The following is a 14,219-nucleotide window of genomic DNA, read 5'->3' on the forward strand; positions in this document are numbered from 1 at the left end:
AAATTTTTTTTCAAAATATAAGGGGTTTATAATTTACTTTTAAATTATTGTATAAAAAGGACTTCAACTTTCGGTTACATAAATACCTTCTTATCTTTTTTAAAACGCTCTGTATGCATTTTCTCAGTTGTTAATACCACTTTCTGTGGAATCTTATATAATGGTAGTTTATCTTTACAGAACTCTCTTAATCGCTTTCTAAATTCACTTACACTTTCATTTGTATTTAATTTAACCACAGCCTTAACCATTTGTCCTGTGATTGCATTTTTTTCACCAACAACAGCAACCTCTTCTACTCCATCCATTAGTTGTACTACATTTTCAACTTCAGCTGGAAATACTTTTTCTCCGCCAATATTTATAATCTCTGATTTTCTTCCTAAAATTTTAATATAATCTCCATCTACTTCCACCATATCTCCTGTCATAAGCCAGCCATCCTTGGTAAATGGACTTGGAGCATTAATATAACCAATCATTGTAGACATTGATTTGATCTGCAACATGCCATCCACAATTCTTGACTCAATATTCTCATCACTTAGTTTGATCCACAAAGAGTCATTAGATTTAGATTTCGAATATAAAACCCCATATTCTGATAACCCATACATTTGTGTAATTTTAACATGAGGGAATATTTCGTTTATTTTACTTAGTGTAGCCTCAGGCATAACTTCTGATCCATAAGAAATAGTCTGTAAACTATTTAAATTATACTTTTTATAAACCTCGCTCAGTATAAGTAAATTTATAAAAGTTGGTGATGCAGGTAAAGCTTGTACCTGATGTTTCTCAATCATGTTACATACTCGATTAGGGGTACGATCATCAATTATTACCAAACATCCTAAGCTAGAAATAATTTGGAAGAGAGTATTAACCCCTCCAATATGATCAAATAACATAAATGGTATAACACGTTTTGCACTCCTTGCGACACTGTACTTCTTTTGAAGTAATGTAAAATCATGTACAATTGCTTTACTACGTCCAGTTGTACCAGATGAAAACAATACTAATCCTGGATGTTTTAACTTTTTCAGTTGTAATAATAATTCATTTTGAATGTAATCCCTTTGGATATTGATTATTTCAAAGCTTCCGCTTTCAACTTTAATTACATTTTCTAATTCAACTATTTCATAGTATTCTTCCTTCTTACTGTCAACCAAAGAATTTAAGATTGGTACTACAGTACATCCTAATTCAATAAGTGCTAAAAACATTGCTATAGAGTATGGAGAATAATCAGCTTCCAAAGAGACTGTTGTATAATCTATCTTTCGATGTTCATTTAACTCCCTTGTATAAATCTTTATTTGATTTAGAAACCACTCATATGTGTAAGTTTTCTCCTTCCAAACAATGGCTTCGCATTCTTTATTCATTTCAAACCTTTCAAATAAAAAATCAATATACATACCTAACCTCCTTTTAAATTTTCTTCTTTAATATTTTGTTATGTTAGTGATTTTAACTGTTCCTGGCATTCTAAAATATACGCAACTAATGCTTCTATTGTTTTAAATGGGCTATTATGTTGTGACATTGTATCTAAATTCACCAAATCAACTGATAAACCCAATTCATCTTCTAAGCCTTGTTCAATACTTACCAGTAAAGATACCAGCCCTAACGAATCTAAATACCCCTCCCAATCATAAAGATGTGCTTTCAAGCCTTTTTCAAGATCAATTTTATTTTCAAGATTTTCATTCACTTCTTCAACACAGCACAATACAATCTGAATAATTTTTTCTTTATTTGTATCTTTCAAGTAAATACACTCCTTTTATAAATCATCTTTTTACTATGAAGATTCCCTTCCAGCAACTCTAGTACTGTATAACATGAACACTAAATACACTTCTTCTACTGATAAAGTTTGTCAGTATACGTAGTAGCCTTACTCTACTTCTCTCAATTATCTTTTCCCTATTAAGATTGAAGACTATAATTATGTTGCAGAAGAAATAAAATATTCTCATGTAAGATACACTCTCTATTAATAATATCCATCATTATCAAATTAAAAGATTCGAGATCACTTAAATTACTATCTTTTTTTAATAATTTAATATGTGCAATCTTATACAGTCTTTCCCATGATTGTTTTATATCCATTAACTCACTAGTAATATGAATAAATTTATCTTTAAATAACTCGTTCATGTCTATAAGTAAGTCATATAAAAAATATCTACTCCATCTCATATCAAATAAACATTTCAAATACAAAGGGAACATATTTCTTTGTTTATGAAAATCTTCATTTATATTTTCTTTAAGTTCCAGGGCTGCAATCTTACCAAAATAATATATCTTATTGTTTTTTTGCATAATTAAACCTCGAACATACTCACTTGATATTTTTTTTAGTGTTCTCAAAAAAATATCTTTAAGATTTTCCATGCTTATTTTTTCCTGTATAATCACATCAATTGATGAGTAAGATGAAATTCTTTCTATACCTTTTGCTTGAGCCAATTCAGGTATAGCTTTTCCTCCTTTCCAAAAAGAATGAAACTCCTCCATTGATATCTCGCCCATAAATTTATTAGGAACTGGATCTTGAACAAATACTCTATCCTCTGTAAGTTTGTTAATTGCGAGGTAATGGTCTGTAACATATTTATCCGTATGGACATCTATATGACTTTTTATAAATTTGGGGTTCAAATAATCATTACTATATGGTAGAAAAAAGGTGCTTCCTAAGGCAATAAATACTTCTTGACGATTCAAACATTCTTTTATATATTGAAGCCCCTTTTCAAAATTAGAATATACATGTTTCTCCATACGAAATGTTTGATTATATTCTAACAACTGTGTATATCTTGCTACAGAAGGTATCGATGTGATAGTATCCATACGATATGATGGTATACTATATAACTCTTCATTCGCTATTAAACTCATGTAACTAACGCTACCCATACTTTTTAATTTATCGTGAAGAATTGGTATATAGCATGAATAATAATAAGGGACATCAAAAGTTGGAATTAATTCTTTCATTTTCACTACAGCACTCACCCCATATTTATTTTTTTACAGCCCTATCCATTTCTCAACAGTATAATTCAACTGTAAGTCCTTAGTAGCTTTAAATTTTCTATTTGGAATAGGTTGTCCTAATTTATCCACTTCAAAGAGCCTAAAGCCTCTTGAAAACTTAAACCTGCATGCAAGGTCCCTTGGCACTTTAAAATTCCCTGCAAAACGATTTTTTTCTATTCTATCTAGTATCATGCCTACACTCATATAAATTCGTTCACCAACTGGTGTATTTCCAGGTACTTCGACTGTTACAGAAACATCTACAAATTCTGATAATGTTTCTATTACCTTATATTTTTTAGGTATTCCTTTTACACCTTGTGTCACAAAGGTAACTTCGGCTTCTCCTATTTTCTTAGGTATAATTGTTCCATCCCCCATAACCTCTAGCACGTCTGGGTTATCAACTAAAAATACACCATCTAAAACACTCATTTCAAAACCACTATCGTACGTAACAATTGGATTAATTTTCACTTTCATTCCAGTTAATCCAACTACATCTCGACCATCTAATGTAACATTAACTATATTGCCAACATCTCCAAAGAAATATATTAATGGTAGATGCATACGTTCTCCCCAGTCTTTCTCAAAATGTGCACCATTTGGATCCTGATAAAAAATTAAATCATCTCTATATTTGTAACCATTTTCCAATAAAGTTTCTGCAATATCTCTCACATGTTTTACCAAGAAAAAACCTTCCGCACTACCTATATCCATCCATATTTTTAAGTCTTTTTTCCCTTCATACATTTCATATAATTTTAATTCCGAATGATCATCTTCAACTTTCACAAAGAATGGAGATAACATCCCAATTTTCCCAAACACTTCAGGATTGCGGAAACCAATATTATAAGTTGATAAACCACCTGCTGATGAGCCTATTAGAGCTGTATTTTCAGCATTAGTAAATGTTCTAAAATTTTCATCAATGTAAGGTTTCACCTCATTGATTATAAACTTTTCATATAATAACCCTGAGCATTCTATATGTTTATCTGGTGAAATAAAATGACAAAACTCATTATTTTCTATGATTCTTTTATGTGCTATACCTACTATTATTATCTCTTGAATTTTACCTTCATAAATTAGCATATCAGTCGTCTTGTGGACATTCCATGATTCATCATTTTTTATTACTGGCTCAAACAAGCGCTGCCCAGCATGCATATATAATACAGGATACTTTTGGTACGAGTTGCTTTCATAACCAGGTGGTAAATATATAAATAGTTTCCTACTATTCTCAAGTATTTCAGAATGAAAATTTTCAATCGTAATCACTTTAGAAGCTCGTTCCATAGTAACCTCCAATTTTATATTTTTCACTTTCATTAATACAGTTCTTTTCTAGTTTTTCTTTAAAATCGTACCCTTTATTAACTTTTAAGAGAATTTTTCAGTATAAGCTTTTGTTTTAGCTACCAGAATGAAATCCCCCCGATTTTAATTACAATTGTAAAAAAAGTAAATCCATATAATTAAGACTCCACCAAGATAGTTTTTTCTGCAGTTTGCCACTTTACAACCACTTCTCCAGTTCCAAAACTCGGGGTCCGATACTTATGATTCTCTCCGCCTTCAATCAATAGTGTGTTATTGATCTTTCTAATAAATTTAAATTCAAGCAAGGTATCAGCCGGAACACTTATATCAAAATAACCCGTAGGAAATTGATACATTATTTGATTAAAAAATGGCCCTACTGCCTTGCAAGGATTCATATTTCCTAATGAATATGTGTTCCCCATTATAAAAACTTCACTCTCTGGTATTTCATATCCATTTTCAATAACAAATCGAATACAAACCTGCTTTGTATTGAAGACCTCTACATGTTTATAGATATTACTCCTAGTTCCTGTATCTGTTACAACAGTAATTTCATATTTACCATCGTTCACTGCTGGAACTTTTATTTTTATACTAGTATGTGACCATGAAACAACTTCCGCCTCTTTTTCCTCAAATAATACTGATCCTTTTTTAGAAGTAAAACCACATCCTTCAATACAAATCATTTGACCAACTGTTGTCATTTTATGTCCCACAGTTCCTATTAAAGGTATACTATTTACTCCTTTATGGTGCCAAACATGTACTGACCCAGGTCCAAGCCATAATGAGTCTATATTATTATTTTCAACTCTAATTGCTTCACCATCTAAAAGGCCATCTAATATGTCCTTATACTTTCTAGAAGGAAGAATTGTTTTAACATCTTTTATTTCATATCCTTCTGTTAAATTTCGATTCAACGCTATTAATACCACATCACTTCCAAAGTACCTTTCATATACATAAATATCATCCGTTATATATCTTTCTTTGGTATTTCCATATGAAAGTGCATAATTTAAACTACGAAGCGAAGATAACGATTGTATTATCTTAAAGTTATCTGTATTCACATCAAAAGATTCCATTTGGCCACGATTGTCCGGATCTCCATTTCCAACCATATACTGCTCTGTACCGTAGTATACAGAAGGTATTCCCCTTGAAGTTAACAAGAATGCTAATGATTGTTCTATTCTACGTTTACTTTGTCCATTAATGTGAAAACGGTCCATATCATGATTATCAATAAAAGTAACAAGATTATTTACATCATTATAAATTTGGTAAGTTTCTTCAATCATTTTGTGTAACCCATGCATGGAATCCATTCCATCTCGAAAAACTTCACGTACTTTATGAGCAAAACTAAAGTCTAATAAACTCATACCACTATTATTTGCAAAATGAACATTTCTATGGTCATACTCATTCGGATTGATATACCATTCACCAAAAATAAATACTGGTCTATAATTATAGATTGAATTTAGCCAACTTTTTTGCCAGCCATATGACATGTGCTTTACTGCGTCAACTCGTATACCATCTATTCCTTGGTCTAGCCATAGTTTAATAGCTTCTTTAAAATACAAATCAATAGCTATATTTTGGTGATTTAGATCTGCAAGATCAAATAAATTACGATAAACTCCGTCTTCATATTCTTCAAAATCCGTCCCACCATTATGATGAAAATAATGATTGTAATCATTATCGTATCCACCAAGTAATAATCCATTATCATATAATCTACCATTTTCAGCATAGGTCGCATCATCATGTAATGCAGGCGAAGTGTGATTAGGTGCAAAATCCATAATAATTTTTATATCTTTTGCATGAGCGGTTGTTATTAAGGTTTGAAAGTCTTCAAATGTCCCAAAAAAAGGATTTGTTCTTTTAAAATCACGAGCCCAATATCCATGATATGAAGTACTTCCTACCAAATCATTTATTGGAGTAAAGATATTTTCTACTGGTTGAGATATCCATAATGACGTCACACCTAGTTCAGTAAAATAATTTGTATTTAATTTTTCAATAATCCCTATCCAATCTCCACCAAAGTATTTCTTTTTATTTTTCCTAGATTCATCGTATAATCCCCCTTTGGGATTATATGATGGGTATCCATTATGGAATCTGTCCGTTACAATTTGATATATTATATCTTTAGAAAAATTAACGTTGTTCCTATTCACCTTAAGCTTATCTTTTTCTTTCAAATGACAACCTCCATCCCATAGAAGCATTTACCAGCTATTTTCAAACGTTTAGCACTATACCCTTAAGTACTATTTGAAAAATAGTTAAAATATATTTCGCCCCCTAACTAGTAACTCATGTTTCGACTCAATTTTTCATACAAAATAATGTCTACAAGTGGGTTCTATATTTGTCCTATAAACTGTACCATTTGATTTATGTCGAAGTAAGGGAAAAAATGTCATTATATAGGGAGGATGAATATAGAAAATTCTTACATAGAATTATGCTTACAAAATATAGCCCCAATAAAATACATAGACAAAACATTTTTTATTTGGTAATATTCACCTGAAAATATTTGGTAAAACTTTATGCGGAGAGGAGTATTAAAAATAAATACTAGATTATTAATAAAAATACTATTTATACAACTAATACCAATCTTATATTCCAAAATAAATTATAAAATATAAATATAGCTTCCGATCTTACAAATATTAAAAACCTAGGGAAAAGCTGTAAAGAAATTTCAAAATAATCTGGAGAAATATTTTATTTGTAAAAATCTTATATAAAATTTAAAACAATATTGTACAGTTAAAATGTCCCTTCCTAAATGCTATTTAAAATTTTCTTAATTAAAGATGTACTTCTACAAATTTAATAATGCCATTAGTAGATATTTTCTCGTAATTTAATTTCATAACAATTTAAATCCACTTACATTCTAAGATTTCTATGGTCAATTTATATTGCGTTTTATTTTTCCAACATGTATGTACTTAAATCCATTTCATACCTACCGTTTTTACCTCAAAATAACAATATCTTATATTAATATAGCTCTTTTACAATTAGATTCCATTTTATTAATCATCTAATTAACTTGATTACTAATGTTCACCACTATTAGTTTGCAAACAAATTTTTATAAATTAGATACTTAAATTTGTGAGGTGACAATACTATGCAACAACAGGTCGAATTAGATTCCGCTCTCGCTGTTTCTTCGAAAAAGACATTATGGAAAAATCGTACATTTACTTTTGTATTTACAGGTTATACCTTATCAATGTTTGGAAATTCATTTCACAGTATTGCTTTAAACCTTTGGGTACTACAAGCAACAGGAAGTGCCAAATTAATGTCTACAATTGCCATAACTCATATGGTCATGAGCATGTTGTTTTCTTCCATTGCAGGTACTGTTGCAGATAGGGTAGATCGTAGAAAACTAATGTGGATAACAGATATAATAAGAAGTCTTTTAATACTAAGCATCGCATTTTGTATTGCAATACCCGGTACCCCCTTTATTCTTATTATTATCTTAACAGCTCTTACTTCCTGTGCAGGATTATTTCAGTCTCCTGCATTCCATGCTTCCTTAGTTGATATTGTAGGAAAAGACAAAGTTCAACAAGCTACTGGAGTATTAAATGTAGCAGATAATGTATCTCGTATTTCGGGGCTAGCAATAGGAGGAGTTGTAGTTGCAGCATTTGGAGGTAGCATTGCTATCTCAGTTGACGCAGTTACTTTTATGTTATCCGCTATTTTAGTGTTGTTAAGTGGAAAGTTTCCTAATTCTACAAAAAAAACAGGAATCAAAAATTCATTTCAAGAGGACCTTGTTGCAGGATTCAAGTATATATGGCAGAACCCTTTTGCTAAATCTGTTATTATACTCTCGCCTACTTTAATCACATTTTTCACTGCTTCATTAATGCTTATTCAAGTAATGTCTGTAAAAGTGTGGAAGGCAAATCCGATTGAATTTGGGATAATTGAATCTAGCATTCCAATAGGTTATATGTTAGGCGCAGGCATTATTATCTTTTTTGATAATAAGTTACATCGACGGGGTTGGTGGATAATCCTTAGTATGGTTTTACTAGCTCCAATCTTTGTAGGGCTATCTTTTGCTCCATCTGTTCTTTATGCAGTACCATTAATTCTCCTCTTAGGAATACTTTTTTCATTTTGTACATTGCTTGTCAATGTGATTATTAAAGTTGAGGTAGATCCTGAGTTACAGGGAAGGACTTTTGGAACACTTGGTTCTCTTACGAGTATTGCATCACCAGTTGCTTTAGCAATCTCCTCATTTTTCGCTGACATATATGGTCCACCATTAATCTTATTAATAAATGGGGTCTTATTATTTATTTCAGGACTAATTGTACTGTTCTTTCTTAAATCAATTAGATCATATAAATGATTCTTTTTCGTTATAAAAAAACATTAAGTATTCGAACTTGAAAAATGCCGAAATTGTTAAGGATATCAACTCTTTCGGCGTTTTTCCTATATCACTTAAGGAGAGATTTTTATGCCAAAGAAAATACTTATACTCGGAACCTTCCTGATAGCGGCTAGCCTTTTAGGTTGCACAGATATAGAACACAAAGATACTCTCAACAAAATTGAAGCACCCGAAAAAGAACCAGTGGATGTAAAAGAAAAAGTTGCACTTAAACATATGACAGCAGAAGAATATTTAAAAAACTATAATAAAATTAAGAGTACTGTATCTACACAAGGTATTGAAATTCTTCCATTTAATCTTGAACTAGAAAAGCAATCCAATACATATAGGTTTTATTACCCTAAAGAAGTAGATAAATCAAATCAAGATATGAAATGGGTAAGTGTCATGTTAGGAGAAAACGGAAAAGTAGTTGATGGAATTATGTATACTGGCTACGCAGATATACCTACGATTAAGGCAATGATTCAAGCTACTAACATTACATGGACTAATGAATTAGATCAGTTAATTGGTTCAATAGGAAATGAAGATTTTTCAAAAACATTGGAAATTGAAAAAGTGAAACTATCTGTTAAAGGTAATTCGAAAAATATTAAAGTTATGATAGATTCAATGAAATTAGATCCACCTCAATCTCTTTAAAACAAATATAGTCTCAAATTCCTATTTAATTTCTTTAATTTTACACTCTATAGAAATTTATATACAAAAAATCGTCAGCGCTTTAACATGTCCCCAAGTAAAAAAGTTCTTTACTAATAATTATTGAAATTCTATATTTCCTGACTAAGTAAAGAACTTTTTTCTTTCAAATTTTTATGCTTTATAGTTCTTTTAATTAAAATGCCTGACATAAAAAATACCCTCACCTATATAGGTAGAATTGGTTTTAAATCCATTAGAGAATTAAGAAAGAATTCTCTATTTTCTTCTCTTAACTTGTTCAATGACTTGTTTAATTGGGTTAATTCAGATTTACATTCATCCAAATGTACTGGACACTCTTAAAAAATATATAACCCTCAAGGCTATATATACTACCTGTTACATCTTCAATTATAAAAGTCAATTCTTCTTATCTTTCTTTCAAAACTTTAAATATCCCTAAAAAATGGTATATAAATAACGTGCACTATCCATAATAAAATCACAAATGTTAAAAAGGTGAAAATCATGAAATTCTCTAAGCAAAATACTAAAAAGGTGAAAAACGATTTAGGTAAAATTAATTCCATGGAATTAGGCATTAATAAAAAAATAGTCAATAAAATATTTGATCAAAGCGCGGATCTAATTGAACACCAATTAAAAAGCAATGATGAATTTATACTGTATTACTTTGAAGGACTAACAGATGGTATCGCTTTAAAAGATAATGTAATTAGACCGATATTAGAGAACACTAGTGGTAATCAAAAAATTTTTGAATCTAATATTATTGCTGCCTATACAAAAGAAATCTGGAATTGGAATGAAGTTATAGATTGTTTATTAGAAGGACAAAGTGTTTTATTTATGAAAGGTCATTTAGGGGCAATGGCTATTAATACGAAAGGCTGGGCTGAAAGAGCCATTCAAGAACCTATTAGTGAGTCTACAATTAAGGGATCACATGATGGATTTGTAGAAAATGCATCAAAAAATATAGGATTAATTCGGCGTTATATTCCTTCTGTGGAATTAAAAATTAAAAAAATAAATATAGGGGAAAGAGCAGCCACTTCTGTTTTTATTATATATTTAGGAGATGTTGCAAACGCTACTGTCATATATGAAGCAGAAAGTAGAATACAAAATATCGATACCGATACAATAATTGGTATTGGAGAGCTTTCTCACTATATAAGTGACAATACTTATACACCATTTCCACAAACTTTATTAAGTGAAAGACCAGACGTTATCGCCAGTCAAATTCTCGACGGTAAGGTTGCAATTTTAATTGATCGATCTCCGAGTGCTATGGTTGTCCCTATAAACTTAGCTGGTTTTTTTAATCTACCTGATGATTATTCTCTTCATTGGTTTGTAGCATCCTTTTTACGTTTACTACGTTTTTTGGGTTTCTTAATTGCAACTTTACTGCCAGCTATGTATATAGCTATTGTATCTTTTCATTTTGAAGTCATTCCTTTAGATTTATATACATCAATTGCTCAGTCAAGGGTGAAAGTTCCATTTTCACCTATAATGGAAGCAATTATTATGGAGATAACATTAGAAATGCTACGAGAAGCTGGTGTACGCTTACCACAGCCTATTGGACAAACAATCGGCATCGTGGGTGGAATTGTTATCGGTCAAGCAGCTGTTCAAGCGGGAATTGTAAGTAATATCATGGTGATTATTGTATCCATTACCGCTATTGCTTCCTTTATCATTCCTAATTATGATTTATCTAGCTCCATTCGTTTAATACGCTTTCCAATGATGTTCTTTGCTTTTTTATACGGTATAGTGGGGATTGTTTGTGTCGTTATGGTACTTGTCGCACATTCTGTAACAATTAAATCTTTTGGTACACCCTATACTGTACCTTTATCTCCCTTTAATCTAAAAGATTTAAAAGACACTATTGTTCGCTTCCCCACTTCCATGCTTACTAATCGTTCTTCTACCGGACGACCTAAACAAAGCACAAAAAAAAGAACGATATATAATAAAGGTGATTCAAATGACGAATTCTAAAATGGAGTATATTACACCTCTTCAATACGTCTTGGGGATTCATACTATACAAACTGCGGCTGGTATATTAGTTTTGCCAAGTATTATTGCAGGAACTGCTGGAACAGATGGTTGGATTTCCATTATTTTAGGATGGCTATGCACAAATTTCATCGGTATTCTCATTATTTTAACGATGCAAAAAAATCCAAATATGAATTTCCCAAGTATACTCATTCAATATTTCGGAAAATGGCTAGGGACTTGTTTACTCTTTTCTTATTGCATATATTTCATTCTGGCAGGTTTCATCGCTCTATTAAGGTGTATTGATATCGTAATTGTATGGATTTTACCTAATACACCACCTTATCAAATTGCATTATTACTTCTCATACCTTTTTATATATTAGCAAAGGATAGTATATTCGCTGTATATAGATATAATGAGGTAATATTTTTCCTTACTTTGTTTTTACCTGTGTTGCTTATTTTTGCGTTAAAAGAAGGCTTTTATCCAGTACACCTATTACCAATTATTAAAGAAGGATGGCTACCTGTTTTTAGAGGATTAAAAGAGACAATCTATCCTTATAGTGGCTTAGAAATTGCGTATATTCTTTACCCATATCTAAAGAAAAAAGAACAAGCCATTTCAGGTATCCTAATTGCAAATACCCTATCAATGCTTCTATTGATTTATGTTACCATCTTATGCTTTATACATATGAGTCCAAAAGGTATGAAAACCGTTATTTGGCCCGTATTTAGTTTATTAAAAGTTGTTCATTTTTCTTTTTTAGAAAGACTTGAAATATTATTTGTAGCTTATTATTTATTAATGTTTTCCACTACCATTATTCCCTACTTATTCTCTGCCACATATATCGTTTCACATGTTTTACCAAAAATAAAAACTAACTATATTATTGGGTGTTTAATTTTCATGTTAATTATAGTTTTTGTCATCATAAAATTTAACGTGAAGGATTTATTAAATATTTATTCTTTCATCAATCACATTGATTTGATTTTCTTTATAACAATACCAATTTTTTTATTTGGTTACACATATATCTTCAAGTTTGCCACTAGGAGGAAAGCAAAATGACTAAAAAATGGCTATTTGGTTTCATTGTAGTGGCGATTTTTTTCACTGGTTATAGTACGAAAGTACCTTTGGAGAATGGTGCCTTAATTTTATTAATTGGTGTTGACAAAGGTGCTAATAAAAATTTAATTGTAGGAACTAGCACAACCGTTTTTAAAGGAAAAAGCAAAAAAAATACGTATGAAGAAGTCGTAGAAGCACCGTCTGTTTATAGTGCTTTTTCAAAAATCAACACAAAAACAATAGGATATTTGACTTCATCAAAAGCACAAATCTTATTAGTTGGTAAAGAATTTACTAAGCAATCTAATTGGCCAAATAAACTAGATGCTATTGTTCGAGATCCTTCGAGCACTTCTAATATAAAATTAATACAAGTTGACGGTCAGATAAACGATTTTTTTACTATTAAGGCACCTAATAATCTTTCTATTTCCATGTACCTACAAGATATAATTCAAGCGTCATTATACGATAACATGATAGTTCCCTCTGATATTCAAGAAGTTCTTAGACAAAAAAACGAAGAAGGAATGACACAAACTATCCCAATTGTAAAGAAAGTAAATAATACCGTTCAAACAAAGGGTATTGCTTTTTTTGATCAATTAAGCAGGTATGTTACAAGTTTGCCTACAAAAGATGTCCCCATATACTCCCTCTTAAAAAAAGAAAAACTACAAGGGCGTATGATATTGAATATTATTCTTAACGATTCTGCAAGTGATAAATCTAGAATTGTAAGTGTTTTAATTGAAAAGGCACACAGACAAATTGATGTTGGTTTTAAAAATGATAAATTTCAATTCGATATAAAATTAGACATAGCATTGTCTATTATTGAAGGAGTTAATGGTACAACAATTACTAGCAATGATGACCAAGGAAAAATTATTAGCCTTTTAGAAAGACAAATAACAAAATCTATTGATAAAGAATTGAATAAAATTATAAAAAAAATTCAAAGCAATAAAATTGACCCTATCGGACTTAGCATGTATGCAAGGGCACACCAATATCAGCAATGGAAAATGCACCAAAAAAACTGGGGGAACGAAATATCTAATTCTAATATAAAAATTAAAACCCTAATAAAAATTGGGAACACTGGTATTATTAGAGGATAATATTAAAGCTTCGAAAATAAAATGAAAGCCCAGAAAACACTTATTTCCCTACCAGAATTGTATTTTTTACTACAAGTTCAGACAATTAATGGATAAATTCTTTCTGATTTTGGATGAAATAATCTTGTATATCAATTTATTATTTTGAATTATATGTATAGCTCCTACTTTAAAGAGAATGGATGTAGCTCTATCACATCATTTGGGTCCTAACATAGGAACCATTCGTTTCTTAATAAAGCAATGTGGCGCTATCCCTCTATTAGCTAATTAAGGAAAGTAAAAACGCAGGACTTAAAATATGAAGTGAACCCGAATAGTGGTACATGAAAAAAACACCTCCTGAATTCGCATACTAAGTATGCAAATTCAATGGAGGTGTTTTTGGTTTGAAGACAAGAGTTCATTACCC

The 14,219-nt window shown here is 30.7% G+C and carries 10 protein-coding genes; 5 read left to right on the forward strand and 5 right to left on the reverse strand.

Annotated elements, in window-relative coordinates; all coding sequences use genetic code 11:
* Positions 1-74 precede the first annotated feature (74 nt).
* The 5 genes from MR170_RS03495 to MR170_RS03515 form a co-directional block, all read right to left on the reverse strand.
* On the reverse strand, positions 75-1,427 hold the full coding sequence (locus tag MR170_RS03495; protein ID WP_043938565.1) for an ANL family adenylate-forming protein: 1,353 nt from the start codon (positions 1,425-1,427) through the stop codon (positions 75-77).
* A gap of 38 nt (positions 1,428-1,465) precedes the next feature.
* Entirely contained in the window at positions 1,466-1,783 is a 318-nt protein-coding gene (locus MR170_RS03500; protein WP_016082896.1) for a hypothetical protein, read from the reverse strand.
* Positions 1,784-1,944: 161 nt separating this feature from the next.
* Entirely contained in the window at positions 1,945-3,033 is a 1,089-nt protein-coding gene (locus tag MR170_RS03505) for a cysteine peptidase family C39 domain-containing protein (protein WP_016082897.1), read from the reverse strand.
* 27 nt (positions 3,034-3,060) lie between these two features.
* On the reverse strand, positions 3,061-4,383 hold the full coding sequence (locus tag MR170_RS03510; RefSeq protein ID WP_242307224.1) for an alpha/beta hydrolase: 1,323 nt from the start codon (positions 4,381-4,383) through the stop codon (positions 3,061-3,063).
* A 179-nt stretch (positions 4,384-4,562) separates the two neighbouring features.
* Positions 4,563-6,647 (reverse strand): alpha-amylase family glycosyl hydrolase, encoded by a 2,085-nt coding sequence (locus MR170_RS03515; protein ID WP_242307226.1) that lies wholly within the window; start codon positions 6,645-6,647, stop codon positions 4,563-4,565.
* Between the two features lie 950 nt (positions 6,648-7,597).
* Here MR170_RS03515 and MR170_RS03520 point away from each other — a divergent pair.
* From MR170_RS03520 to MR170_RS03540, 5 genes are all read left to right on the forward strand, one after another.
* Complete coding sequence (locus MR170_RS03520; protein WP_001187351.1) at positions 7,598-8,851, forward strand: MFS transporter; 1,254 nt, start codon at positions 7,598-7,600, stop codon at positions 8,849-8,851.
* Between the two features lie 111 nt (positions 8,852-8,962).
* Positions 8,963-9,544 carry a hypothetical protein gene (locus MR170_RS03525; protein WP_242307227.1) on the forward strand — a complete coding sequence of 194 codons (582 nt, stop codon included), beginning with the start codon at positions 8,963-8,965 and terminating at the stop codon, positions 9,542-9,544.
* Positions 9,545-10,075: 531 nt separating this feature from the next.
* Complete coding sequence (locus MR170_RS03530) at positions 10,076-11,590, forward strand: spore germination protein (RefSeq protein ID WP_481746779.1); 1,515 nt, start codon at positions 10,076-10,078, stop codon at positions 11,588-11,590.
* Positions 11,577-12,680 (forward strand): GerAB/ArcD/ProY family transporter, encoded by a 1,104-nt coding sequence (locus tag MR170_RS03535; protein WP_242307230.1) that lies wholly within the window; start codon positions 11,577-11,579, stop codon positions 12,678-12,680. The genes MR170_RS03530 and MR170_RS03535 overlap by 14 nt, the downstream gene beginning before the upstream one ends.
* A complete protein-coding gene (locus MR170_RS03540; RefSeq protein WP_242307232.1) occupies positions 12,677-13,807 on the forward strand; it encodes a Ger(x)C family spore germination protein in 1,131 nt (376 codons plus the stop codon). The genes MR170_RS03535 and MR170_RS03540 overlap by 4 nt, the downstream gene beginning before the upstream one ends.
* Positions 13,808-14,219: the final 412 nt, after the last annotated feature.

The organism is Bacillus cereus group sp. BfR-BA-01524 (assembly GCF_022662595.1).
Classification (GTDB): Bacteria; Bacillota; Bacilli; order Bacillales; family Bacillaceae_G; genus Bacillus_A; species Bacillus_A thuringiensis_S.